The organism is Kaistella yonginensis (genome assembly GCF_030409525.1).
In the GTDB taxonomy this organism is placed as follows: Bacteria; Bacteroidota; Bacteroidia; order Flavobacteriales; family Weeksellaceae; genus Kaistella; species Kaistella yonginensis.
The window spans coordinates 281,080-306,014 of sequence record NZ_JAUFQB010000017.1 but is presented as its reverse complement, the minus strand read 5'-3'; the positions used below and the strand labels follow the sequence as shown (position 1 = coordinate 306,014).

Genomic DNA, 24,935 nt, shown 5'->3' with positions numbered 1-24,935 from the left:
AATTAACCTGATTACGACCGAAAAAAAACATTGATTATGAACACTTCAAAACTAAAACCTTATTTGTATTTAGGTCTTTTCTACGGCTTGGTATCTTTTATTGTAAGAATTATATTTATTTTTCACCCTATAACTGCAGTTAAATTCAGTTTTGTTGAAAGTCTAAAATTATTATTCATCGGTGCAATCACCGATGTTTTTGTTTTTATACTGGCGAGCAGTATTTTCGCGCTTTACTCCTTGTTTTTGTCTGATTCAAAATATAAGAAACCATATGGTTATATTATTTTCGGACTTCTTGTCGCGGCGTTTTTATATACAGCAGCTGTTCCCGGTAATATTTTTAAACAATATGGAGGCTCTTTTCCAGAAGTGGCAATGGGTTTCATTGGATTGAAAACTTTGCTGTTTGGATCAATGCTTTTTTCGCCGACCAAAAGAATTAAAATTAGAAATTTTCTTTATTTCATTGTTGTTTTCCTCTATGTACTCTTGATTATATTTAATGGCGTGAGTGAGTATTTCTTTTGGAATGAGTTTGGCGTTCGATATAATTTCATTGCAGTTGATTATCTTATTTATACCAATGAAGTGATCGGAAATATTATGGAAAGCTATCCTGTCTTACCGTTGTTTTCTGTAATATTCTCGCTTGCGCTGATGGTTTCATGGTTTATTTATAAAAAAACAAAAAGTGAATTATTGACGCTGCCAAATTTTAGTCAAAAGTTAGTGTTGTTGGCTTCCTATGTTCTTTTGTTTGCTATAAGTTTAATAATCATTCCACAATTAGGGAAAATAAAAACCGAAAATACCTTTGCACGGGAAATTCAGGCCAATGGCTTTCCAAAATTTTACCAGGCATTTACCCAAAAAGAACTGGATTATTTTCAATTCTACTCCACCTTAGATCAGAAAGTTGCAGAACATCAATTTTTACAACAATTTGATCCTCCCACTTTAAGCCGAAATATTAATCCAGAAGATCCTGAACTTCGTAAAAATGTAGTTTTGATTTCAATTGAAAGCCTTTCCGCTGAGTTTCTAGAACATTACGGGAATGACCAAAAGATTACACCTTTCTTAGATAGTTTAGCAGATAAATCACTATTGTTTACCAATCTTTATGCTACTGGGAATCGAACAGTACGGGGTTTAGAGGCACTTACGTTGTGTATTCCGCCCACAGCCGGAGAAAGTGTCGTCAAAAGAGTAAACAATAAAAATAAATTTAGTACCGGCAGTGTTTTTAAAGCTAAAGGTTACGACGTGAAGTTCCTGTACGGAGGTTACAGTTATTTTGATAATATGGAAGATTTCTATAAAGGAAATGGGTATGAAATTGTCGATCGAAATAATTTTAAACCAGATGAAATAACTTTTGCTAATGTTTGGGGCGTTTCTGATGAAGATATGGCCAAAAAGGCAATTGAAGTAATGTCTCAGGAGGCAAAATCTGGCAAACCCTTTTTCCACCATTGGATGACCGTTTCTAATCATCGGCCATTTACGTATCCTGAAGGAAGAATTGATATTCCGGGAACGGCAAAATCTCGCGAAGGTGGCGTAAAATATACTGATTATTCGATTCGTAAATTTTTTGAAATGGCAAAAAAACAAAATTGGTATAAAAACACCGTCTTTGTAATTATTGCTGATCATTGCGCATCCAGTGCCGGAAAAACAGAACTACCCATGGATAAATACAGAATTCCAGGAATGATATTTTCTGAAGGTTTTATTCAGCCACAACAATTTAATCCTACCATGTCTCAAATTGATGTCATGCCGACCCTGTTTGGATTGCTTAACTTTAAATATCAATCAAAATTTTTAGGTCAAGATGTGTTGACCAACAAATTTCAGCCAAAAGCCTATGTCGCAACCTATCAGGATTTGGGTTTAATTAAGGATAATTACTTAACCCTAATCTCTCCTACCAAAAAAGTGAAACAGTATGCTTTGACTTTGCAGAAATCAAAAAATCCAGAAAATTTTAAAATTTTTTATGATGAAACTCCAGTCAAAAATTTACAGCAAACTTTAGTTGATGATTGTATCTCGGTCTATCAAAGCGTTTCATTTTGGTTAAAAGAAAACAAACTCAATAAATAATTTTTTTTGTATTTTTAGCAAAAGATTTAAATATGAAATGGACAAACGATAGAAGCGGAAATGTTGATGACAGGCGAGGAGCCGGCGGCGGCGGAGGAATGCTCGTTGGCGGTGGATTAGGAACTTTAATAATCGCAGCAATTATATTTTTTCTGGGTGGCGATCCTTCGGCAATTTTATCTTCTGGAATGTCAAACTCTGGAGCACAGACAGAGCAGCGTAATTTAACTCCCAATGAAATTAAAGTTCGGGAATTTGTTCAAATGATTACCGCAGAGAATGAACAAACCTGGGCTAAAATATTTCGTGAAAATGGCATGCAATACCGTCCGGCAAAAGTGGTGATGTTTGAAGCGGTTACCCAATCCGGATGTGGAACTGCACAAGCTGCAATGGGACCTTTTTATTGTCCAGCCGATCAAACGGTTTACATGGACATGAGTTTTTTCAAAGAACTGGAGCAGCGTTTTGGCGCAAAAGTAACAGAATTCTCTATCGCTTATGTGATGGCACATGAAATGGGTCATCATGTACAAACGCTTTTAGGAACCACTCAGAAAGTAGATCAGTTGCGTAGAAGTGGTAAATATTCAGAAAAAGAAATGAACCGCGTGTCCGTAGCCACAGAGTTACAAGCAGATTTCTATGCTGGGCTTTGGGCAAAACAAACCGATAATCGCGAAAAATTTTTAGAACCTGGAGATATAGAATCTGCAATTTCTGCCGCGGAAGCAGTTGGTGATGACAATATTCAAAAGAGATCCCAAGGATATGTAAATCAGGAAGGTTTTACACACGGGAGTTCTGCGCAAAGAAAAGAATGGTTTATGAAAGGATACAATACCGGTGATATACGGCAAGGTGATACCTTTAATGCTTTGTTGAAATAAAACCAATGAATTAAATTTACCTCCTGTTGAACGAAGAACTTAAAATAAAGAAAAAAATTCTAATGGTTTCGGGGTTTTTGCAAAAAAAATCGCAGTGTAAATAAATACGTTGCGATTTTCCTTAAATATATGAATGTGTGCCTGGTCTTACTTCATTGAATCTTCAACAGAGGATTTGGCTTCATTAACCTTATCCTGAACTTGCGTTGCTACATCGCCTGCTTTGGTTTTCAGGTCATTCCCCCATTTGTTGAAATTGTCTTTGGCGGTATTCACCGTATCTTTTACTTTTTGTTTCTCTTCTGGACTTGCATTTTTATATTTCCACCAAGCAATTGCTCCAAGTCCTAATAATGCTAATAATCCGTTTTTTTTAGTGCCCATAATGCTATGTTTTTAATTTTTTATGAATTTTTAATTTGATGCTAATGAGTATGTAAATTTTATGCCAAAGAGATTCTTCTAACCACTAAAGTTTTGTTAAAGTCTCAAAAAAATCCGCCTCGAAATCGAACGAGACGGAATTTACAGTTCATTTTAACTAAAAATGGAAATAGCGATTTAACCCAGATAAGGATATTTATAATCTTTCGGAGAAACAAAAGTTTCTTTGATACTTCTAACAGAAACCCATCGCATCAAATTCATTTTAGATCCTGCCTTATCATTCGTTCCCGAAGCTCTGGCGCCACCAAAAGGTTGCTGTCCGACAACTGCTCCAGTCGGTTTATCATTGATGTAGAAGTTTCCTGCAGCATTTTCTAAAGCTTTGTACGCTTCATCAATCGCATAACGGTCTTGAGAGAAAATCGCTCCTGTTAATGAATAAGGAGAAGTTTCATCAACCAACTTCAACGTAGCAGTCCAGTCTTTATCTTCATAAACATAGACCGAAAGAATTGGTCCAAAGATTTCTTCGCAAACGGATTCATATTTTGGATTGGTCGTTTCAATAACGGTTGGTTGTACAAACCATCCTTTACTATTGTCACATTGCCCACCGATAATCACGCTAGCTTCTTTTGATTTTTTTGCTCTTTCGATATATCCCTGGCACTTTTCAAATGAATTTTTATCGATTACCGCATTTACAAAATTAGAGGGGTCTTCTGGACTTCCCATTTTGATGGTTTTCATCTGAGCTTCCAATACTTTTTTTACATCTTTCCAAAGAGATTTCGGAATATATGCTCTGGATGCTGCCGAACATTTCTGACCTTGGTATTCAAATGCTCCTCTTACCATTGCCGTGGCTACAGCATCTACGTTCGCAGAAGGATGAACCATGATGAAATCTTTTCCACCAGTTTCACCTACAATTCTAGGGTATGTTTTATAATTATGGATATTGTCTCCCATCGTCTTCCACATATTTTGGAAAACCGAAGTTGAACCCGTAAAATGTAGTCCAGCGAAGTCTGGGTGAGTAAAAACCTTTGCCGCAGTTTCCTTACCATCGGTAAAGATCATATTGATGACTCCTGCTGGCAAACCAGCTTCAATAAGTGCATCCATGATAACAATTGCTGAATAAACCTGTTTATCAGATGGTTTCCAGACCACAACATTTCCCATCATTGCCATACAAGTCGGCAAGTTTCCGGCAATGGCCGTAAAATTAAAAGGAGTTACCGCAAAACAAAAACCTTCTAAAGGTCTATATTCCGAACGATTCCAAATGCCACTATCAGAGACTGGTTGCTCGCTGTACATTTCAGTCATGAATTCTACATTGAATCTCAAGAAATCAATGAATTCACATGCTGCATCGATCTCTGCTTGATGAACATTTTTACTTTGCGCAATCATAGTTGCTGCATTCAAACGATCTCTATAAGGCCCTGCAATTAAATCGGCCGCTTTTAAGAAAATAGCTGCACGATGTTCCCACCCTAAATTATTCCAGTTTTCTCGGGCTGCTAATGCCGTGTTAATGGCTTCTTCTACATGAGTCATATCTCCTTTGTAGTAGAAACCTAAATTATGTTGATGGTCTTGTGGCGAGTTAATCTCTACTTTTTCTTTAGTCTTGATTTCTTTGCCATTAATGACCATTGGGATTTCAACTTTTTCCTTCCACATTTTTTTATAAGTGGCAATCAGCGATTTTACCTCTGCTGAACCTGGCTCATAAGTTCTAACGGGCTCGTTTACAGCGAAAGGAACCTGTGAAATTGCTTTTGACATATTTTTATTTTTTATTGATTTAATGAATATTACAAAGTTAAGAGAATTACATTAATGTTCCAAAAAATGAAACCTTCCCATTTTAAAGCTTGACTAGTATTTTGTCACAAACCATTTTACTTAATGTGATTTTTTTTCCGTCTTCTTTTAAAATACTCATCGATTGGTCGTATTTTTCGATTTCTAAAATTTCTAGTTTTTTGCCTAACTCTAATTCTTTGCTATTCAGATAGCTTAAAAATTCATCATCGGAAACCGTGACAGAGCTGAAAATCACTTGATTCCCAATTGCACAATTACTTAATTTTTGTAAATCCAAAGCAATGATATTTCCCTCTTTGTCAGGGATCGGCTCGCCATGGGGATCGAATTTTGGATAGTGTAAAATTTCGTCCATTTTATCGAAAAAGAGATCAGAATGAACATGTTCCAATTGTTCTGCAATTTCATGGACGTTTTCCCAGCCAAAATTCATTTTTTCTACCAGAAACATCTCGGTAAGCCGGTGTTTTCTTACAATTAAGGCAGCCTGCTTTTTACCCTCTGCCGTAACTTTCAGCGGTTTATAGGTCTCGTAAATCACCCAGTTTTTCTGGGCGAATTTTTTCATCATATTATTTACGCTAGGCATTTTTACATTTAAAAACTTGCTTAATTCATTTACCGTAACGGTATTGTCGTCATTTCTTAAATGGAAAATAGCTTTCAGGTAATTTTCTTCCGTAAGTGAAATCATAAAGTTAGATGGTCTAAAATGCAAATCTAACAAAATAAAGGCGTGTAAAAAATTACACGCCTACATTTAAATAAAAATACATGAAGAAAATTTACATCCTATCTAAAATATTTGTCGTTTATCAAAACTTTTTAGACTTACGGATGTTAAAAAAAAGGTTATTAGTTTTAATTTGGTTATTTTTATAAGACAAAGATGGATAAAGAAAATTTTTATTCAAAGGTATTTTCACCCATTTTCTATGGTGGTTTTCACCCTTTTTTTTCTAAATTTAATCCATGAAATATTCTTTTAAAAATGATTATGCTGAAGGTGCACATCCTCGAATTATCGAGCGATTATCTGAGGTGAATTTGTTGCAGCAAAATGGCTATGGCCTCGATGAATATTCACTAGATGCTGAAATGATTATTAAACGGAAAATGAATAATCCGGCCGCGAAAGTGTATCTGGTATCTGGCGGAACCCAAGCCAACTTAATTATTATCTCTGCCTTTTTACGTCCCCACGAAAGCGTAGTGGCAGCAAATACAGGTCATATTTTCACTAATGAAAGTGGCGCGATTGAAGCCACAGGACATAAAGTACACGGAATTGAAAATGCAGACGGTAAAATTCGACCAGAGGATGTTCAGAAAATTATTGATGGTCATCAAAATATGCCACATCAAGTAAAACAGAAAATGGTCTACATCTCAAATTCGACCGAGTTGGGAACCATCTACTCAAAAACGGATTTGATCGCGCTGTATGAATTCTGCCAAACCAAGAATCTTTTCTTGTTTGTTGATGGCGCGCGATTGGGACATGCTTTAACTGCAGAAACCAATGATTTGACTTTAGAAGATTTCGGCAAATATTGCGACGCTTTTTATCTAGGTGGAACAAAAAATGGTGCTTTAATTGGAGAAGCTATTGTCATTAATAATATAAAATTACAGCAGGAATTTGGCTTTCATTTAAAGCAAAAAGGTGCTTTGCTTGCCAAAGGCCGTTTACTGGGAATCCAGTTTCAGGAGCTGTTGAAAGATGACCTTTATTTTAATTTGGCCAGCCACGCCAATCAGCAAGCAATGAAAATTAAAAAAGCCTTGCAGCTGATTGGTTGTGAATTCCTATGTGAAACCTTTACCAATCAGATATTTCCCATATTAAATCAAAATCAAATTGACCAACTTTCCATCAATTTTGATTTTTACGTGTGGAAAAAGCTTGATAATGAGCGAGCGGCGGTACGCTTAATTACCTCGTGGGCAACTACTGATGAAACGGTTACGAATTTTATTAATGAAATAATACATTTAAAATGAAGATCATATTTTTAGCGCTAAGCGTGATGCTGTCTGCTGGATTGGCGGCACAGAAGCAAGATAAGGACCCCGAGATTTCCGCATACGTAAAGTTGGTGAGCAAAGACTCTCTAAAAGCAAATGTTGAAAAATTGGTTAGTTTTGGCACGCGCCACACTATGAGTTCTACAACAGACGATCGTAAAGGTATTGGCGCAGCCAGAAATTGGGTACTTTCGAAATTTAGAAATTATGCACAAAACGCTGGTGGTAGAATGGAGGTTTTTTTACAAAATGAAGATTTAGAACCAGACGGTAAACGAATCAACAAAGCAACAAATCTTGGCAATGCAATCGCGATTTTAAAAGGAACTGACCCCACTGATAAAAGAATAATCATTATTTCGGGTCATCTTGATTCCCGCGTTTCAGACGTGCTGAACGCAACCGATTTTGCACCAGGCGCAAATGATGATGCCAGTGGAGTGGCTGCCGTTATCGAGGCCGCAAGAGTTTTAAGTAAATCCAAATTCCCTATTTCTATTTTGTTTGTTGCTGTTAGTGGTGAGGAACAAGGCCTGTTGGGCGCTAAAATGCTTGCCGATAAAGCCAAAGAAGACCAGTGGATCATTGAAGCTGTTTTAAATAATGATATGATTGGAAATAACGGTTTCGATGCGCCAAAAAATGAGAAAATCCCAAAATTAAGAGTGTTTAGTGAAGGTTTGTCTGCTTTTGACACAGAGATCAATGCCGCAAAAATTCGAAATCTTGGTTTAGAAAATGATGGGAATGCACGACAATTGGCCAGGTATGTAAAAGAAATTGGAGAAAAGTATGTGAAAAATATCGAGATTAAGCTCATCTATAGAAACGATCGGTTTTTGCGTGGTGGCGATCATACCCCGTTTGTTAATCACGGTTTTACAGCTATTCGGTTAACGGATTATTATGAAAATTATGACCATCAACATCAAGATGTTCGGACCGAAAATAATAAAAAATTTGGAGACTTAATTGAGTTTATGGACTTCGATTATTTAAAAACCAATACCACGGTTAATGTGGCAGTTTTAGCAAACTTGGCGAAATCAACGCCAAAACCAGAAAATGTTTTGATGGACGTAAAAGAGCTTTCCAATACTACCAAACTTACTTGGGAAAAACCAGCTTCAGGAGAAGTAAAAGGATACCACGTTCTTTACAGAGAAACAGACCGTTCGGTTTGGACTCATAAAATATTTACTACAGAAACTTCGTACATTGTTCCGCTTTCCAAGGATAATTTTATTTTTGCCGTGCAAAGTGTTTCTGCAAGTGGCAACGAAAGTTTACCGGTAATTCCCAAAGTGTCCCGATAAAAAAAATCCGTCTCGTTAATCATACGAGACGGATTTTATTTTTAACTAAAAGTCTAGTTATTCTAAATCTTCAAATTTATCTACAATTTTTTGTGAAACACCGGTTTTACTGAAACCACCATCGTGGAAAAGGTTTTGCATGGTCACCTTTCTCGTCAAATCAGAGAAAAGGCTTACACAATAGTTTGCACAATCCAGAGCATCAGCATTTCCAAGTGGAGACATATTATCTGCGAAATTGAAGAACCCACTAATTCCTTTTACTCCAGCACCAGCTTTGGTCATTACAGGAGATTGTGAAATGGTATTCACGCGAACTTTTCTATCCCCCCAGTAATAGCCGAAACTTCTGGCAATACTTTCCAGATAAGATTTGTTATCAGCCATATCACCGTAATTTGGGAAAACCCTTTGGGCAGCAATGTATGTTAAGGCTAAAATAGAACCCCATTCGTTCATAATATCTTTATCCCAAGCCGCTTTCATTACTTTATGGAACGATACGGAAGAAATATCCCAACCTTTTTCCAAGAAATCATAATTGAGATCGGTATAAGATTTTCCTTTTCTAATGTTTACCGACATGCCGATAGAATGCAGGATGAAATCAATTTTACCATACTTTTCCTGAGCATGAGCAAAAAGCTTTTCTAGATCTTCGACTGAAGTTGCATCCGCAGGAATAACATCTGAGCCTGTTGTCTTGGCGAGTTCATCAAGTTCTCCCATTCTCATTGCAATTGGAGCATTTGATAATATAAACTCTGCACCTTCTTCATGACATCTTTCTGCGACTTTCCAAGCGATGGATTGATCGTTTAAAGCACCGAAGATAATTCCTTTCTTACCTTTTAGTAATCCGTATGACATAATCTTAATTTTAGACAAATTTAAAAAATTTTTATTGTTTAACGCATAAAAAAAAGAGCCGTACTGAATACGACTCTTTTTCTTAGAAAAAATTCACCTTAGTTGGTTTTTTTTCTTACTTCTGCTTTCACATCTTCTGACCAGTCTTTGGTATTTTCCCAAGCCTCAGAAACTGCATCTTTGGTGTCTTCCCAAGCGTCAGATATATTATCTTTCGCGCGTTCCATCCAGCCTTCTGCCGTAGGTTCGGTGTTTTTGTCTCTCTGTTCGCGGATGTAATCTTTTGCTCGGTCAGCGTAATTATTTACCGTCCATTTTGTTTCATTAACTGCGTCTTCTGCTTTGTTATAATCCTGTCTGTCCATAATGATAATTGTTTATTGTTAATATTTAGTTTTAGAAATAACTTTTTTTGATAATACAAAAGGTTGCAAGTTCCATTCCTAAAAATCTTAATACGATGTTAAACATATGATAAATTAATCTTAAATTATTGATCAATTAATTTTCCAGCAACGGTTTCAAAATTTAGTTTCTTATTTTTGAAAAAAGTTAAAATCATGGAAATTGTACGCTGCAGCTGGTCTGAAAAAGATAATCTTTATCGAAAATACCATGATCAAGAATGGGGAAAGCCTGTTTATGGTGATGAAACGATTTTTGAATTTCTGGTTTTAGAAAGCTTTCAAGCGGGACTTTCTTGGTATACGATTTTAAAGAAGCGGGGAAATTTCGCCCAAGCGTTTGATAATTTTGACTATAAAAAAATTTCGAACTATTCTGAAAACAAAGTGATAGAATTAATGAATAATGCTGGAATTATAAGAAACAGATTGAAGATTTTAGCCACTATTAACAATGCCCAAAGATTCCAGGAAGTGCAAAAAGAGTTCGGTAGTTTTTCAACATACCTATGGAAATTTGTCGATGGAAAACCCATTGTAAATCACCCGAAAGCCTTAAGCGAGGTTCCGGCAACTACAGAAATCTCAGATGCTTTATCAAAAGATTTAAAGAAAAGAGGATTTAAGTTTCTAGGATCAACAGTTGTTTACGCTTTTATGCAAGCGACTGGAATGGTGAATGACCATTTGGTTGATTGTCATTGTAAATAAAAAATGCAGCTAATTTCTTAACCGCAATTTTTAATTCTGTTGAAAATATTTATTTCACAATCCGATCCAAAACCCACTCGATCATATTCTTTTCAGAAGCAGCGTGATCAGCAGAAAATTCACCTCTTCTTCTGTTTGCAATAACAGAATTCACCGTAATTGCTTTATGACCTAACAGTTTAGAAAGTCCATAAATCGCAGAAGTTTCCATCTCGAAGTTGGTCACGCCCAAATCATTTAAGGTTTCTAAAAACTGATCGTCAATCGCTTTCAAACGAAGCTGTCTTCCTTGTGGAGCGTAGAATCCAGGGAAAGTTGCTGTGTTTCCATGGTATTTTGCGTCCTTGTAATAGTCGCCCATTTCTTTGGCCCAGTCAGAAAAATACAACATCGGTTTAATTTTCTCGTACGGAAATTTCGCCATGAAGTTTCTGGAGAAGTCATTTTCAAATTCATAATCTTGGTAAAAATGCAGTAAACCATCGAGTCCAACTACGTTTTCCGTCACCAACATATTGTCAACTTCTACGTCAGGATTTACAGATCCGCAAGTTCCCATTCGGAATAATTCCAAAGCAGTATGATTGCTTTTAAATTCTTTGTCTTTCAAATCAATATTCACCAAAGCATCCAGTTCGTTCATTACGATATCGATGTTTTCAGTACCAATTCCAGTAGACATTACGGTGATTCTTTCCCCACGCAAAGTTCCGGTATGCGTATAAAATTCTCTTTTATTTTTCTTAATTTCAATTTTGTCGAAATATTTAGAAACCTTAGGAACACGGTCGGGATCACCAACCAACATGATTTTTCCACCAATATCTTCGGGCAATAAGTTCAGGTGATAAACACTTCCATCCTCATTGAGCACCAATTCTGATGCAGCTAATTTATTAAGCATAATATATTTTTTATTTTTAAATTATTATTTGGGTAGACAATTAACGATGTCAAATTTTTAATTTTTTAGGGCAGACTTTTCCGCCTTCCACTCCCGCTTTTTTTGCTCCACTTCGTTGCGCAAAAAAGAGCTCCGTTCAAGTCGGGCTGCAGATTCGTTTCTATATTTTAGGTCTTGCTAAATTACCATTACTTGCCACCATTTATCCGCCTACTCGTTTCGTTTTATAACCCATCTCTTTCAGGATAACCATTATTTTATCCCGGTTATCACCTTGTATGATAATAATTCCGTCTTTTTCAGAACCGCCAATCCCTAAGGTCGTTTTAATTTTTTTAGAAATCAGTTTTAGGTCTTCATCACTGCCTTCAAAACCCTCAACCAAAGTGACTGGCTTACCATGTCTTCCCTTTTTTTCAAATTTACAAACCAGTGGCTCTTTCTGCACAAATGGTTCGGTCGGCATTTCGAAATCCTGTTCTTCGTGCTCAGGGAATATATTTTTTAGTTGATCTCTTAAATCCATCTAACAAAATTAAGTAATTTTATCTTGTCTTTTTTTTCAAAATCGATTTTTAACTTGCGAAAGTCGGATAGGTGATATTTTTCATTGTTTGCATGGGAGCAATTTTTTCTGAAATCTTAAAAAAATCATAAAATATAATATTGGTTCGTTTTGTTCAGAACTAATTTGTAATTTTGCAAATTAAATTTGATAAATGATAGAAATTGATAAAGATTTATTTTGCGACATGGTTAAGTTTTATGGAGAAGCCTTCCATTTACCACCCCTTGCTGCTAAAATATATTCTTATTTAATTTTCGATTTCGATAGAAATGGCGTTGCATTTGATGAATTCGTAGATATTTTCGCAGCCAGTAAAAGTTCTATTTCGTCAAATCTTAATCTGCTTTTGAATCTGAATATCATTACAGATTTTAATAAAATCGACGAAAGAAAACGATTTTTTGTGATGAATGAAAAATATATGAAGGTTCGGTTTGAAGAAATTATTGTAAAAATGGAACGGGAACTTTTGATTTTAGACAAACTAAAATCCTTTCGAAATCCGACCGATGAAAATTCCTTACGAAAGTTTGCTATTTACAGTAACCTTTTTAATAAAAATATTGCCAATATAAAAGATTCGCTCGATCAATTATAAAAAAATCACTGGTATCTTCATTCAATGAAGGTTAAATATAGAATTATGTTCATGAAAAATAAAATTATTCTACTGTCTTTTTCTGTGCTGTCGGTCTTTTCCTGCACCAAGAAAGATCAACGACCTGCTCAAGGACCCAAAGTTGTAGCGACTGTTGCGGTCGAAAATAGAAATGTTACCGGATATTCTACCTTCCCGACCAGTATTGAAGGTCGTGTGAATAATGATGTGCGTGCGAAAATGCAAGGTTATATCACTCAGGTTTTGGTAGATGAAGGCCAGTACGTGACCAAAGGGCAACCGTTGTTCCGCCTAGAAACCAATTCCCTGAATCAATCGGCCAATGCTGCAAAAGCAGGGGTTGGCGCAGCCCGCTCAAATGTTGCTGCCTCTGACGCCAATGTAAAAGCCGCACAATCTGCGGTGAACGCGGCACAAGTAGAAGTAAATAAATTGAAACCTTTGGTGGAGAAAAATATCATAAGTAATGTTCAGCTTCAAACTGCCCAGGCAAATCTCGCACGAGCTCAGGCTCAGGTAGCACAAGCCATCGCAGCCAAACAGCAGGCGAGCGCTGGAGTTGCACAAGCACAAGCGAATTTCCAAGGAGTTCAAGCAAATATCGATTACTCTGTTATTAGAGCGCCAATTTCTGGAAATATCGGCAAAATTAATTTCCGAACCGGAAGTTTGGTTGGGCCTGCAGATCCAATGCCGATTTCAACAGTTTCGGATACCAGTGAATTGTACGCTTATTTTTCGATGAATGAAAAAGAATATCTCAACTTTTTGAAAAACTCAAAAGGAGCAACAGTTCCCGAGAAATTAAAAAATATGCCAGCCATCGAGTTGATGTTAGCCAATGGGGAAGTCTATGCGGAAAAAGGTTACGTGAAAGCGGTGACCGGCCAGATCGATCCCTCTACAGGAAGCATTCAGTTTCGTGCCTCTTTTCCCAACCCTAATAAATTATTGAGCAATGGAAACAGTGGTACCATTAGAATCCCAAAAGCGTATGATAATGTTTTGGTACTGCCAGAAACGGCAACCTATGAGCAACAAGGTTTGGTCTACATTTATAAAGTAAAACAAGATACTGCGAAAAGTGCAGTCATCAAAGTGCTGGATCGCACAAACAATATGGTCATTATTTCTGAGGGAGCTTCAAAAGGAGAGGTCGTTGTAGCAGAAGGAGTGGGAACTTTAAAAACGGGAACTCCGGTGAAATCACAACCGAAAAAATTTGATGATATTATTAATGCCATAAAACCGATTTTCTAAAAAGATGATTAAAAAATTTATAAACAGACCGGTTTTATCTACCGTAATTTCCATCATGATTGTTGTGTTGGGTATTTTGGGACTCATTTCTCTTCCGGTCACACAGTATCCTGATATTGCGCCGCCAACGGTACGTATTTCAGCAAATTATACCGGAGCCAATGCGCAAACGGTAATGAATAGTGTAATTATTCCGATTGAAGAACAAGTCAACGGTGTAGAAGGAATGGATTATATTTCCTCTTCTGCCGGAAACAATGGTTCAGCGTCAATTCAGATTTTCTTTAAACAAGGGATAGATCCAGATATTGCGGCGGTAAACGTACAAAACCAAGTACAACGTGCCGTTCCGCTTTTGCCTTCGGAGGTAACGCGCTCTGGTGTGCAAGTAAGCAAGCAACAAACCAGTGCACTGATGTATCTTTCTTTCTACACGGCCAACCCAAGTTTGGACGAGGTGTGGTTGCAGAATTATATGAACATTAATATCATCCCAGAATTAAAAAGAATTAATGGGGTTGGTGATGCCATGGTTTTCGGTGGAAAAAATTATTCCATGAGAATTTGGCTGGATCCGGCGAAAATGGCGGCTTATTCTTTGGAACCTTCAGAAGTTTCTGCCGCAATTAACGAACAGTCAAGAGAAGCTGCTGCTGGAGCATTAGGTGAAAATAGCGGAAGTTCCTTTCAATATATTATCACCTATAAAGGGAAATATAATGAAGTAGATCAATTTGAAAATATAATTCTGCGCTCCTTAGGAAATGGGGAATATCTTCGGTTAAAAGATGTGGCCGAAATTAAACTCGATTCTCAATCGTATGCAGGAATTGGTGAAAGCAACGGAAACCGTTCGATCAGTATGGGGATTTTTCAGACCCCAGGTTCCAACGCACAAGAAATCATTACCAATATAAAAACCCTATTAAAAGAAACGGAAAAAACTTTGCCAGAAGGGGTGGGTTACAATATTAACTTTGATACCAATGAATTCCTAGATGCTTCAATCTCTAAGGTAATTACTACTTTAATCGAAGCTTTTATATTGGTGTTTTTAGTGGTGTTTTTATTCTTACAGGATTTCAGATCTACACTGATTCCTGCTATTGCAGTGCCGGTATCAATCATAGGTACATTTTTCTTTCTGAACCTATTTGGGTACTCCATTAACTTATTGACGCTTTTCGCCTTGGTTCTCGCCATTGGGATTGTGGTCGATGATGCTATTGTCGTCGTGGAAGCGGTACATGCAAAAATGGAAGGGGGTATTACGGATGCGAAAAAAGCAACGGTAGAAGCAATGGATGAAATTACCGGCGCAATTATCTCCATCACCTTGGTTATGGCAGCCGTGTTTATTCCGGTAACATTTTTAACAGGACCGACTGGCGTTTTCTACCAGCAGTTTGGGATTACACTAATTATTGCAATTTTAATTTCAGCGGTGAATGCCCTAACCTTAAGTCCAGTGCTTTGTGCCATGTTTTTAAAACAACCGGCACACCATACCAAAGAATATGCAAGCTTGAATTTTGCGCAAAAATTCTTTAGTAAATTTAATGCAGGATTTAATGCCGGAACTAAAAAGTATGGGCAATCATTTAATTTTATTTTAAGAAATAAATGGATAAGCTTGTTGGTTATTTTTGCCGCAGGCGCCGTTACTTTTTGGTGGGCAAGTTCTACAATGCCAACCGGTTTTATTCCTAAAGAAGACCGTGGGATTCTATTTACAGATGTGCTACTCCCACCGGGAGCCTCTTTGGAGCGAACGTATAATATTTTGTCGGATCTACAAGTGGAAGCCAGAAAAATACCAGGGGTTCAGAATGTCTCCTTTACCGCAAGCAGAGGGTTCATGTCGGGACAAGGTTCTAATGTGGGGCAGGCGTTTATTAAGCTCAAACCCTTTAAAGAACGTGGAAAAGCTGGCGGACAAAGCGTAGACGAAATCACCAAAAGGTTGTTTGGAATCACCGGTAAATATCCAGATGCGAAAATTATTTTCTTCTCACCTCCAAGTGTTCCTGGATTCGGACAAAGTGATGGCTTCTCCGCAGTTTTACTCGATAAATCTGGTGGTGAAATTACAGAATTGAATACCGTAACACAGAGTTTTATCGGAGCTTTGATGCAAAGACCAGAAATCCAGTTTGCTTCAACCTCCTTTAATACCAACTATCCGCAATATGAATTGGTTATTAATGTTCCACGTGCAAAAGAAAGTGGGGTAAGTTTAAATAGTATTTTAAGTACGATGCAAGGCTATATTGGCGGAATCTATTCTTCAGATTTTACCAAATACGGAAAACAATTTAGGGTGATGATTCAAGCCTTACCCAATGATCGAAAATCTCCCGAAAATCTGAATTCTATTTTTGTAAAAACAGCTTCTGGAGCCATGGCTCCGATCTCACAGTTTGTTAGTTTAGAAAAAAGTTTTGGACCTCAATCCTTAGAACGGTATAATTTATTTACCTCTGTTGGAATCAATGGTTCTAGTAATCCTGGTTTTTCTACAGGTGATGCCATTAAAGCCGTGCAGGAAGTTGCTGCCGCAAATTTGCCCGCCAATTATGATGTAGAATTTACCGGATTGACAAAAGAAGAAATGAAAGCGGGCGCGCAAACCTATATCGTGTTTTTACTGAGTTTTCTGTTCGTTTACTTTATTTTGGCTGCGCAATATGAAAGCTATTTGCTTCCGTTCTCCGTTATTTTTTCTTTGCCTTTAGGTGTAATAGGAGCGTTTTTCGGCCAAAGGATTTTTGGTTTAGAGAATAATATCTATTTCCAAATTGCCATTATCATGTTGATCGGATTGCTCGCCAAGAATGCCATCTTGATTGTTGAGTTTGCCGTACAAAGACGGATGCACGGTGAGTCGATTGCCATGTCTGCAATCAACGCTGCCAAGGCCAGATTAAGACCGATTTTAATGACTTCATTTGCGTTCATCTTCGGAATGGTTCCTTTGGTATTTGCCAGCGGAATTGGTTCGGTAGGTAATCGCTCTATTGCAACGGGTGCAGCCTCTGGATTGCTCATTGGGACTTTCTTCGGGTTGATCGCAATCCCTGTGCTGTATGTTATTTTCCAATATCTGCAAGAGAAAGTAGTGCCATTAAAAGAAAAAGATATTAATCTTTCTGAATAACCGGAACTCATCAACTTTTATGAAAAATAAAATAAAATGAATAAATATTTCACAATAAAATTACTTGCACTTCTTTTTTCGGCGTTCATAGTGACATCATGTATGACGCGGGAAAAATATGAAAGACCAGCCGATGCTATTAATGAAGATCTTTTCCGCACTGATCTATTGCCGAAAGATTCAATAAGCCTGGCCACCGTTTCTTGGAAAGAAATTTTCACCGATCCGATTTTACAAAAACATATCGCAAAAGCGTTAGCAAATAATTTAGATGTCAGAGTCGCGCTACAAAACATCACTGCTGCAGATTCTTACTTGAAGCAAAGTAAAGCGGCTTATCTGCCTACGCTCTCCGCAGGACCTAATTATACCTTCCAAACCCAATCATTAAATACCCAAGCAGGACAGTTAATGGCGGAACGGAAATATGGAAACCAGTTTGATGTTTCTGCCAACCTTGGTTGGGAAGTTGATATTTGGGGAAAGTTACGGGCACAGCAAAAAGCAGAGTTTGCCAATTATTTAGGAACAGTAGCTGCACACCAAGCAGTGAAAAGTGATTTGGTTGCTGCCGTAGCGTCAGCATATTACCAATTGCTGACTTTTGACGATCAGAAGAGAATAATCAAAGAAACCATTGTTTTAAGAAATAAAAATCTGGCAACGACCAAAGCTTTGAAAGATGCGGGCAGCGTTACAGAAGTTGCGGTGCAGCAGAGTGAGGCTTTGGTTTTTAATGCAGAGTCGCTATTAATTAGTATTGATGTGCAAATTTCTTTGCTAGAAAACACCCTAAGTTTATTGATGGGCGAACCAGCCCAGGCTATTGAAAGAACAAATATGGCAGCGCAAAAAATGCCGATTCGTTTAGAATTAGGATACCCAGCAAATTTACTGTCAAATAGACCCGATGTGAAAGCGGCAGAATATCGCCTAATCAACGCTTTTGAAATGACCAACGCGGCAAAAGCAAATTTCTACCCCAGTTTGCGTTTAACGGGAAGCACAGGAATTGTTTCAAAAGATCTGGATCAGTTATTCAGTGCGAGTTCGATTTTTGGGAATGTGGTAGCTGGTTTGGTACAGCCAATCTTCAACAAGAGACAAATCAAAACCCAGTATGAAATAAGTCTGGCCAACAAAGAAATTGCGTATTTGAATTTTAAAAAATCATTATTAAATGCCGGCCGCGAAGTTTCAGATGCTTTGAAAATATACCAATCCCAAGACGGTTTCATTGCCTTAAAGAAGAAAGAAATGAACGCTTATAAAAATTCAGTGGTGTATTCTCAGGAATTGGTGAATTATGGGATGGCAAATTATCTTGAAGTTATTCGCGCCAGTGAGAATCAACTCAATGCAGAACTGAATATTTCAAATGCAGAATATTCTAAATTAGATGCCGGGATAGAGCTATACAGAGCACTTGGTGGTGGCTGGAGATAAATTTTTTTCTAATTTCTCGAAAGATACGAATTAGGCAAAATTCGTATCATTCGATAAAATTCGTCCCATTCGTAGCTATAGCGATTTAAAAAACTCCCACATTACAATCCCACCACACACCGAAACATTCAAGGAATGTTTGGTTCCCAACTGTGGGATTTCCAGGAATGTATCATAATAAGAAAGCGCTTCCTCGCTCAGCCCATCCACTTCATTCCCTAAAACCAAAGCGTATTTCTCTTCTTTGTTAATGGAATAGTCGGTCATCACTTTTGAATTGCTTGTCTGCTCAATTCCGATAATTTGGAACTGGCCTATTTTTAAATTTTGCAAGGCCGTGGCAATCTCTTTTTCGTAGACCCAATCCACACTGTCGGTTGCACCTAAAGCGGCTTTATGAATTTCTCGATGCGGTGGCGTTGGGGTAATGCCGCACAGCACTACTTTTTCAATTAAAAAGGCATCGGCTGTTCTGAAAATCGCACCCACATTATGCATGCTTCGCACGTTGTCTAACACCACCACGAGTGGAGTTTTTTGGGTTTGTTTAAAGGTTTCTATATCAATTCTTCCTAATTCTTCGAGTTTCAGTTTCTTTGTGGATGACATTTTCGTATTTTTGGCAAAATTAAGGTTTTCAAATCTTAAATAATTAAATCCCTTTTTCTTGAAAATAATAAATCACGTGGCTAAGAAAGAAACTCCATTAATGACGCAATACAACACCATTAAGGCGAAATATCCTGATGCGCTTTTGCTATTCCGTGTGGGCGATTTCTACGAAACTTTTGGAACCGACGCGATTCGAGCTTCGCAAATTCTCGGAATTGTTTTAACCAAAAGAGCCAACGGTGAAGGGCATATCGAACTCGCCGGTTTCCCACATCATTCCGTAGATTCTTACTTGCCGAAACTCGTGCGGGCCGGACTTCGCGTCGCAATATGTGATCAGTTGGAAGATCCAAAAACCGTCAAAGGAATTGTAAAACGAGGGGTGACTGAACTGATAACGCCTGGAGTAACTTTTAATGAACAGGTCTTGACTTCCAAGAAAAATAACTTCCTGCTTTCAATTCATAAAGTGAAGGAGCAATACGGCCTTGCTTTGGTCGATGTTTCTACCGGAGAATTTTTAACTTCGGAAGGGAATTTAGAACAATTGCTGCATATCGTGGGAACTTTTGATCCCAGTGAAATTATTTTTCAAAGAACGACGGAACTTCCTTTACAATTGAAAAACCGCAATTCTTTTAAATTAGAAGACTGGGCTTTCCAATACAATTATGGCTATGAAAAACTGACCAATCATTTCAAAACCAACTCTTTGAAAGGTTTTGGAATTGAAGAGTTGAAACTGGGAATTACTGCAGCCGGAGCCATCTTTGCCTATTTGGTTGAAGATACCCATCACGCTCTTTTACAACACATTACCAAAATTAAATTAATTCCAAAAGAGGAGTATTTAATGATGGATCATTTTACCTTGCGGAATTTAGAAATCGTTTATTCAAGCAGTCAACAAGGGAAATCTTTGCTCGATATTATCGATAAAACTTCCACGCCGATGGGCGGAAGATTATTGAGAAGGCGATTAATTTTACCTTTAAAATCCGTGGATGAAATCAACCGAAGATTGGATCTTATCGAATTTTTTAATAAAGAAGAACAGCTGAAATATGAGATTTTGCAATTATTAAAAACCATTTCAGATTTAGACCGTTTGATGGGGAAATTGGCTGCAGAAAAAATAGCACCGAAAGAACTCGGTTATCTTCGTCAGAGTTTGATGAACATTAAAAAAATTAAAGAATTGCTTCATTCCTACGCTGAGGTTTTAGCGTGGTTGTCACCTTTAATTAATGTAGATGAACTCATTAATTATTTACAAAATTATTTGAATGACGAACTCCCCGTCAATATTTCGAAAGGAAATGTGATCAAAGCAGGAATTTCTGAAGAACTCGATCATTTGCGTGGACTGCAAAACACAGGCAAAAATTTCCTGGATGAAATGTGCGAAAGAGAAATAAAACGCACCGGAATTACCAGTTTGAAAATTAGTTTTAATAATGTTTTCGGTTATTTTATTGAAGTTAGAAATTCTCATAAAGACAAAGTTCCTGAAGATTGGATTCGCAAGCAAACCTTGGTAAATGCAGAAAGATACATCACCGAAGAACTGAAAGAATACGAAGAGCAAATCTTGGGTGCAGAAGAAAAAATATCGGAAATTGAACAGCAATTGTATCGAAAAGTTTGCGAAAATGTGATGATTTACATCGATCAAATTCAAGACAATTCAAAAATTATTGCAGAACTCGATTGTGGAGTCGCATTGTCGGAACTCGCCGTTTCTGAATCTTACACAAAGCCGGTTTTAAATGAAGGTTTTGAAATTGAACTAAAAGAAGCACGCCATCCGATCATTGAAAATGCGTTGCCGTTGGGCGAAAAATACATTCCGAATGATTTGTTTTTATCCAAAGATTCGCAACAAATTATCATGGTCACCGGTCCGAATATGGCGGGAAAGTCTGCTATTTTAAGGCAAACTGCAATTATTTGTTTATTGGCGCAAATCGGAAGTTTCGTTCCTGCGAAACATGCGGAAATTGGGATTTTGGATAAAATTTTCACGCGAGTTGGTGCGAGTGATAATATTTCGTCTGGCGAATCTACTTTTATGGTCGAAATGAATGAAGCCGCAAATATTCTAAATAATATTTCGGAAAGAAGTTTGATCCTCTTAGACGAAATCGGTCGAGGAACTTCCACTTACGACGGGGTTTCCATTGCTTGGGCGATCGCAGAATATCTGCATCAACATCCTACGAAGGCAAAAACTTTATTTGCTACGCACTATCATGAACTCAATGAAATGACGGTGAATTTTGAACGCATCAAGAATTTCCATGTTTCTATCCAGGAACATAAAGGAAGCATCATTTTCCTGCGAAAATTATTGTCGGGAGGAAGCGAACACAGTTTCGGAATTCATGTGGCGAAACTAGCCGGAATGCCCGCAAAGGTGGTAAATCGTGCGAATGAAGTGCTGAAAACATTAGAAAAAAGCCGGTCGCAAAGTGGTTCCAAAAATTCTGCAAAAGCCATTACCGATGAAAGTATGCAACTTTCTTTCTTTCAATTGGATGATCCGGTTTTGGAAAATATTCGGGAAGAATTATTGAAAATGGACATCAATACACTCACACCGATTGAAGCTTTGATGAAATTGAATTCGATTAAGAAAATGATAGGGCGATAGATTTAATTAAAATCAAGATTTAATGGGATTCTAAATCGGTATCGAACGAGTTCTCCATTAATTTTTGCCGGAATCCATTTTGTTTTAATTTTTGTGATTGGGCGAATGGCTTCTTTATTGAAACTTTCATTTGTTCCATTTGCTGTAACATTTGTAATAGATCCATCTCTATCAATAATAAATTTGAGTTCACAGAATTCTTTGCCTTTTCCAATCACCTTCTTTTCTCTAAAATTATCTATAATAAGCTTACGAAAATTTTGATAACCACCCTCAGGAAATTCGGCTATTTCTTCAGTTTCAGCACTGTTGTTTTTTGTAATTTGTTGGGAAAATGCAATCCCGAAACTCATTAAGGCGAAAATTATAAATAGTTTTTTCATAAAATCATAGGTAATTTTTAATTTCAGTCAATAGTTTCAAAATGAAATCCACTGGTAAATCTTCATTTTCATCGATCAGAAGAATTTTGAATTTCTTTCTGCCTTCCGAAATAAGTTCCGGATAATCCAATCGATCGCCGTGATAGAAACTGATGTAGTGCTTTTTATATTTTTTGCTGTAATAAAAATAGCACAACATTTTCTTTTTGTATTTGAAAAAAGGCAGTCCAAAACTTAAGGTTTCGGTGATATTTTCCACATCGCTTTCTAATATTTTATCTCGTAAAAATAAAAGTAAAGTTTGATGAGGTTCTTCAATTTTGAAGAAATATTCTTGGATTGGATTCATTACCCAAAATTCTGCAAATCCACCAATCGGCGATACATTCCTTGTTTCTCAAATAATTCCTGATGCGTTCCTTGTTCCACGATAATTCCGCGCTCCATGACCACAATCCAATCTGCTTTTTGAATCGTTGAAAGTCGGTGTGCGATCACCAATGAAGTTCGGTTTTCCATCATTTTTTCTAAAGCATCTTGTACAAATCTTTCCGATTCGGTGTCTAAAGCAGAAGTTGCTTCATCTAAAATCATAATCGGAGGATTCTTCAGAACGGCTCTAGCAATAGAAACTCTTTGTTTTTGTCCGCCTGAAAGTTTGTTTCCATCATCACCAATATTGGTGTAATATTTTTCGGGAAGATGATCGATGAATTCGTGAGCGTTGGCAATTTTCGCTGCTTCCATCACTTCTTGTTCAGTGGCCTCGGGTTTTCCCATCAAAATATTATTGAAGACCGAATCATTAAATAAAACGGATTCCTGAGTGACCATTCCCAGAAGATTTCGGTAATCAACGACTTTTAAATTTTTAATATTTTCGCCATCCACCAAGATTTCACCTTCCGAAACATCATAAAAACGTGCTAATAAATTGGCAATCGTTGTTTTGCCAGAACCTGACTGACCGACCAAAGCGATGGTTTTTCCTTTTGGAATGGTCAAGTTGAAATTCTTTAAAATAACATTGTCCTTATCATAAAAGAAACCAATATTTTTAAATTCAATTTTAGATTTCAAAGTAGAAATTGGGATTGGATTTTCAATTTCATCAATTTTTAGGTCATAATCTAAAACTTCTGCAACCCGGTCTAAACTTGCCATTCCGCCTTGGATATTAGAAATAGCGCTGGATAATTTTTTAGCGGGATCTAAAATTTGGAAAAACATTCCTATGAAAACCAAGAAAGTTTCTGGTTCCATGGATTGTTCAGTCAGAATTTGAACGCCTGCAAACCAGGTGATAATTAAGATGGTTACCGAACCCAAAAACTCACTCATCGGTGAGGCCAATTCCCGGCGGCGACTCATTCCGATGGCATATTTTTGCCAACTGTTGGTCGTGGTGTTAAATCTGTTTTTTAAGATTTTATCTGCGTTGAAAATTTTAATCACTTTTGATGATTTCAAAGTTTCATCAACCAAAGAAAACAAATTCCCTAATTCTTCCTGGGCAGCGGTAGCTTGTCGTTTCAAACTTTTTCCGACCCAAGAAATCAACCAGCCCATCACCGGGAAAACAAGTAAGGAAAACAAGGTTAATTGTGGGGAAAGGATAAACAATGTAATTAATGAAGTAATGATCATAAATGGCGAGTTGATGATATCAACCAGGCTTCCCATGATGCCGGCTTCTACGCCACCAATATCATTGGATATTCTCGACATCATATCGCCTTTTCGCTTTTCTGTAAAGAAGGAGACTGGTAATTTTAAAAACTTGTCATACATCGCGGTTCTTAAGTCTTTAGTAATACCGACCCTGTAATTAACCAATAAATAAGACCCTAAATAACGAAAGGCATTCCGCAGTAAAAATGCAACCGCGGTTACTCCGCAAAGAAATGCCAGAACTTTTACCGCGCCGTGCTGATCAATGGAGATCTGAATATTGTAGTAGGCCCAATCCTTGGCGTAACCGAAGAAATCCACCAATCGCCCTGAGTTAATTGGGGGTTTTGAAGTGTCTACTTTTTCAACCGTTCCAAACATTAAACCTAAAATAGGCAGCATGGTGGCAACGGAAAAAATATTGAGAACCGAGTACATGATATTGCAAAACATACTGGCAAAAAGATATTTCTGATGAGGTTTTGCGAAAAAGAGTATTCTTTGGAGAGGTTTCATTCAGGGAATTTAAGACGCAAAAATAAGCAATTTCAAATGGATTATTTTTAAAAAATCAGAAATGACCATTTTGAAGTGAAAAAAAACAGTTCCAAAAAAGGAACTGTTTCACTCAAAAAAAATCGTTGTACATTTATCGGAGACGGTCTACAGATTTTACGAGCCTTTCGTCTTTCCGGATGTATACATTTGCAATAAGCAAACAGATCACAGATAAAAGAGGAAAGAGAGGCTCAATACCCTTCTCAGGAAAATCAATTCCTCCGGATAAAGTGAGTAACCAATACGCCAATAAACCGAGCAACAAAGCGTTTATAATCATGCTGATATTATTCAGCTGAATTTGTCTCTTACGGTCTTTATAGCTTAAAATACTGATGAATCCTAGAAATACAAGGATAACACAAACCACCGATATAAATGGAACGGGTCCAAATACGGAAAAGTCTTGCCCGGTGATGAACAAAAAAACTGCGCCTATAATCGCTAAAAATATCCATACGGTCTGTATTCTCTGCAACATATGATTCGATTCTGACTACAAAAATAACAATAATTTTTTGCATTATTAAAAAATAAACGT

At 37.2% G+C, this 24,935-nt stretch carries 22 protein-coding genes; 10 read left to right on the top strand and 12 right to left on the bottom strand.

The genetic code is table 11. The features are described from left to right. The first annotated feature begins 36 nt into the window (after positions 1–36). Both QWY78_RS07280 and ypfJ read left to right on the top strand, forming a co-directional pair. The gene (locus QWY78_RS07280; RefSeq protein WP_290218026.1) at positions 37–2,115 is read left to right on the top strand and encodes an LTA synthase family protein; all 2,079 of its coding nucleotides are present in this window, start codon (positions 37–39) and stop codon (positions 2,113–2,115) included. A gap of 32 nt (positions 2,116–2,147) precedes the next feature. Then, positions 2,148–3,005 (top strand): KPN_02809 family neutral zinc metallopeptidase, encoded by an 858-nt coding sequence (ypfJ, locus tag QWY78_RS07275; RefSeq protein ID WP_290218024.1) that lies wholly within the window; start codon positions 2,148–2,150, stop codon positions 3,003–3,005. A gap of 147 nt (positions 3,006–3,152) precedes the next feature. Here ypfJ and QWY78_RS07270 read toward each other — a convergent pair whose 3' ends face one another. The 3 genes from QWY78_RS07270 to QWY78_RS07260 form a co-directional block, all read right to left on the bottom strand. Next, complete coding sequence (locus QWY78_RS07270; RefSeq protein WP_290218022.1) at positions 3,153–3,389, bottom strand: YtxH domain-containing protein; 237 nt, start codon at positions 3,387–3,389, stop codon at positions 3,153–3,155. Between the two features lie 177 nt (positions 3,390–3,566). Then, the gene (gene pruA, locus QWY78_RS07265) at positions 3,567–5,192 is read right to left on the bottom strand and encodes an L-glutamate gamma-semialdehyde dehydrogenase (RefSeq protein WP_290218020.1); all 1,626 of its coding nucleotides are present in this window, start codon (positions 5,190–5,192) and stop codon (positions 3,567–3,569) included. Positions 5,193–5,274: 82 nt separating this feature from the next. Then, entirely contained in the window at positions 5,275–5,928 is a 654-nt protein-coding gene (locus QWY78_RS07260) for a metal-dependent transcriptional regulator (protein ID WP_290218017.1), read from the bottom strand. 278 nt (positions 5,929–6,206) lie between these two features. On the opposite strand from QWY78_RS07260, the gene QWY78_RS07255 reads away from it, so the two are divergent. Together QWY78_RS07255 and QWY78_RS07250 are read left to right on the top strand one after the other, a co-directional pair. Next, complete coding sequence (locus tag QWY78_RS07255; protein ID WP_290218014.1) at positions 6,207–7,238, top strand: threonine aldolase family protein; 1,032 nt, start codon at positions 6,207–6,209, stop codon at positions 7,236–7,238. Further along, the gene (locus QWY78_RS07250) at positions 7,235–8,578 is read left to right on the top strand and encodes a M28 family metallopeptidase (protein ID WP_290218012.1); all 1,344 of its coding nucleotides are present in this window, start codon (positions 7,235–7,237) and stop codon (positions 8,576–8,578) included. Before QWY78_RS07255 ends, QWY78_RS07250 begins: the two co-directional genes overlap by 4 nt. A gap of 57 nt (positions 8,579–8,635) precedes the next feature. On the opposite strand, the gene QWY78_RS07245 is transcribed toward QWY78_RS07250, so the two are convergent. Both QWY78_RS07245 and QWY78_RS07240 read right to left on the bottom strand, forming a co-directional pair. Continuing rightward, positions 8,636–9,448, bottom strand: coding sequence for an enoyl-ACP reductase FabI (locus QWY78_RS07245; protein WP_290218011.1), 813 nt, complete (start codon positions 9,446–9,448; stop codon positions 8,636–8,638). A gap of 98 nt (positions 9,449–9,546) precedes the next feature. Further along, a complete protein-coding gene (locus QWY78_RS07240; RefSeq protein WP_290218009.1) occupies positions 9,547–9,813 on the bottom strand; it encodes a hypothetical protein in 267 nt (88 codons plus the stop codon). Positions 9,814–10,008: 195 nt separating this feature from the next. Between QWY78_RS07240 and QWY78_RS07235 the strand changes: the two genes are divergently transcribed. Next, positions 10,009–10,563 carry a DNA-3-methyladenine glycosylase I gene (locus tag QWY78_RS07235; RefSeq protein ID WP_290218089.1) on the top strand — a complete coding sequence of 185 codons (555 nt, stop codon included), beginning with the start codon at positions 10,009–10,011 and terminating at the stop codon, positions 10,561–10,563. A gap of 49 nt (positions 10,564–10,612) precedes the next feature. Here QWY78_RS07235 and QWY78_RS07230 read toward each other — a convergent pair whose 3' ends face one another. Continuing rightward, positions 10,613–11,467: a nucleoside phosphorylase gene (locus tag QWY78_RS07230; RefSeq protein WP_290218006.1), complete on the bottom strand. Its 855-nt coding sequence runs from the start codon at positions 11,465–11,467 to the stop codon at positions 10,613–10,615. A gap of 202 nt (positions 11,468–11,669) precedes the next feature. Continuing rightward, a complete protein-coding gene (locus QWY78_RS07225; RefSeq protein WP_290218005.1) occupies positions 11,670–11,993 on the bottom strand; it encodes a translation initiation factor in 324 nt (107 codons plus the stop codon). A 193-nt stretch (positions 11,994–12,186) separates the two neighbouring features. On the opposite strand from QWY78_RS07225, the gene QWY78_RS07220 reads away from it, so the two are divergent. The 4 genes from QWY78_RS07220 to QWY78_RS07205 are packed head-to-tail and all read left to right on the top strand — an operon-like array spanning position 12,187 to position 18,517. Then, positions 12,187–12,633, top strand: coding sequence for a transcriptional regulator (locus QWY78_RS07220; RefSeq protein ID WP_290218003.1), 447 nt, complete (start codon positions 12,187–12,189; stop codon positions 12,631–12,633). A 51-nt stretch (positions 12,634–12,684) separates the two neighbouring features. After that, positions 12,685–13,914, top strand: coding sequence for an efflux RND transporter periplasmic adaptor subunit (locus tag QWY78_RS07215; protein ID WP_290218000.1), 1,230 nt, complete (start codon positions 12,685–12,687; stop codon positions 13,912–13,914). 4 nt (positions 13,915–13,918) lie between these two features. Continuing rightward, entirely contained in the window at positions 13,919–17,071 is a 3,153-nt protein-coding gene (locus QWY78_RS07210) for an efflux RND transporter permease subunit (RefSeq protein ID WP_290217998.1), read from the top strand. Positions 17,072–17,107: 36 nt separating this feature from the next. Further along, on the top strand, positions 17,108–18,517 hold the full coding sequence (locus tag QWY78_RS07205) for an efflux transporter outer membrane subunit (protein ID WP_290217997.1): 1,410 nt from the start codon (positions 17,108–17,110) through the stop codon (positions 18,515–18,517). Positions 18,518–18,592: 75 nt separating this feature from the next. On the opposite strand, the gene QWY78_RS07200 is transcribed toward QWY78_RS07205, so the two are convergent. Continuing rightward, complete coding sequence (locus QWY78_RS07200; RefSeq protein WP_290217995.1) at positions 18,593–19,126, bottom strand: RNA methyltransferase; 534 nt, start codon at positions 19,124–19,126, stop codon at positions 18,593–18,595. Between the two features lie 100 nt (positions 19,127–19,226). Between QWY78_RS07200 and mutS the strand changes: the two genes are divergently transcribed. Beyond that, a complete protein-coding gene (gene mutS / locus QWY78_RS07195) occupies positions 19,227–21,782 on the top strand; it encodes a DNA mismatch repair protein MutS (RefSeq protein ID WP_290218086.1) in 2,556 nt (851 codons plus the stop codon). A 2-nt stretch (positions 21,783–21,784) separates the two neighbouring features. On the opposite strand, the gene QWY78_RS07190 is transcribed toward mutS, so the two are convergent. The 4 genes from QWY78_RS07190 to QWY78_RS07175 all read right to left on the bottom strand — a co-directional run bounded on the left by QWY78_RS07190 (position 21,785) and on the right by QWY78_RS07175 (position 24,875). After that, positions 21,785–22,165: an energy transducer TonB gene (locus QWY78_RS07190; protein ID WP_290217993.1), complete on the bottom strand. Its 381-nt coding sequence runs from the start codon at positions 22,163–22,165 to the stop codon at positions 21,785–21,787. Between the two features lie 4 nt (positions 22,166–22,169). After that, positions 22,170–22,514: a DUF1801 domain-containing protein gene (locus QWY78_RS07185; RefSeq protein WP_290217991.1), complete on the bottom strand. Its 345-nt coding sequence runs from the start codon at positions 22,512–22,514 to the stop codon at positions 22,170–22,172. Next, positions 22,514–24,352, bottom strand: coding sequence for an ABC transporter ATP-binding protein (locus tag QWY78_RS07180; protein WP_290217989.1), 1,839 nt, complete (start codon positions 24,350–24,352; stop codon positions 22,514–22,516). Before QWY78_RS07180 ends, QWY78_RS07185 begins: the two co-directional genes overlap by 1 nt. A gap of 133 nt (positions 24,353–24,485) precedes the next feature. Beyond that, on the bottom strand, positions 24,486–24,875 hold the full coding sequence (locus QWY78_RS07175; protein WP_290217987.1) for a DUF4293 family protein: 390 nt from the start codon (positions 24,873–24,875) through the stop codon (positions 24,486–24,488). Positions 24,876–24,935 lie beyond the last annotated feature (60 nt).

Coding starts and splice junctions, on each gene's coding strand:
- QWY78_RS07280 (WP_290218026.1), top strand. CDS start 37: ATGAACACTTCAAAACTAAAACCTTATTTGTATTTAGGTCTTTTCTAC.
- ypfJ (WP_290218024.1), top strand. CDS start 2,148: ATGAAATGGACAAACGATAGAAGCGGAAATGTTGATGACAGGCGAGGA.
- QWY78_RS07270 (WP_290218022.1), bottom strand. CDS start 3,389: ATGGGCACTAAAAAAAACGGATTATTAGCATTATTAGGACTTGGAGCA.
- pruA (WP_290218020.1), bottom strand. CDS start 5,192: ATGTCAAAAGCAATTTCACAGGTTCCTTTCGCTGTAAACGAGCCCGTT.
- QWY78_RS07260 (WP_290218017.1), bottom strand. CDS start 5,928: ATGATTTCACTTACGGAAGAAAATTACCTGAAAGCTATTTTCCATTTA.
- QWY78_RS07255 (WP_290218014.1), top strand. CDS start 6,207: ATGAAATATTCTTTTAAAAATGATTATGCTGAAGGTGCACATCCTCGA.
- QWY78_RS07250 (WP_290218012.1), top strand. CDS start 7,235: ATGAAGATCATATTTTTAGCGCTAAGCGTGATGCTGTCTGCTGGATTG.
- QWY78_RS07245 (WP_290218011.1), bottom strand. CDS start 9,448: ATGTCATACGGATTACTAAAAGGTAAGAAAGGAATTATCTTCGGTGCT.
- QWY78_RS07240 (WP_290218009.1), bottom strand. CDS start 9,813: ATGGACAGACAGGATTATAACAAAGCAGAAGACGCAGTTAATGAAACA.
- QWY78_RS07235 (WP_290218089.1), top strand. CDS start 10,009: ATGGAAATTGTACGCTGCAGCTGGTCTGAAAAAGATAATCTTTATCGA.
- QWY78_RS07230 (WP_290218006.1), bottom strand. CDS start 11,467: ATGCTTAATAAATTAGCTGCATCAGAATTGGTGCTCAATGAGGATGGA.
- QWY78_RS07225 (WP_290218005.1), bottom strand. CDS start 11,993: ATGGATTTAAGAGATCAACTAAAAAATATATTCCCTGAGCACGAAGAA.
- QWY78_RS07220 (WP_290218003.1), top strand. CDS start 12,187: ATGATAGAAATTGATAAAGATTTATTTTGCGACATGGTTAAGTTTTAT.
- QWY78_RS07215 (WP_290218000.1), top strand. CDS start 12,685: ATGAAAAATAAAATTATTCTACTGTCTTTTTCTGTGCTGTCGGTCTTT.
- QWY78_RS07210 (WP_290217998.1), top strand. CDS start 13,919: ATGATTAAAAAATTTATAAACAGACCGGTTTTATCTACCGTAATTTCC.
- QWY78_RS07205 (WP_290217997.1), top strand. CDS start 17,108: ATGAATAAATATTTCACAATAAAATTACTTGCACTTCTTTTTTCGGCG.
- QWY78_RS07200 (WP_290217995.1), bottom strand. CDS start 19,126: ATGTCATCCACAAAGAAACTGAAACTCGAAGAATTAGGAAGAATTGAT.
- mutS (WP_290218086.1), top strand. CDS start 19,227: ATGACGCAATACAACACCATTAAGGCGAAATATCCTGATGCGCTTTTG.
- QWY78_RS07190 (WP_290217993.1), bottom strand. CDS start 22,165: ATGAAAAAACTATTTATAATTTTCGCCTTAATGAGTTTCGGGATTGCA.
- QWY78_RS07185 (WP_290217991.1), bottom strand. CDS start 22,514: ATGAATCCAATCCAAGAATATTTCTTCAAAATTGAAGAACCTCATCAA.
- QWY78_RS07180 (WP_290217989.1), bottom strand. CDS start 24,352: ATGAAACCTCTCCAAAGAATACTCTTTTTCGCAAAACCTCATCAGAAA.
- QWY78_RS07175 (WP_290217987.1), bottom strand. CDS start 24,875: ATGTTGCAGAGAATACAGACCGTATGGATATTTTTAGCGATTATAGGC.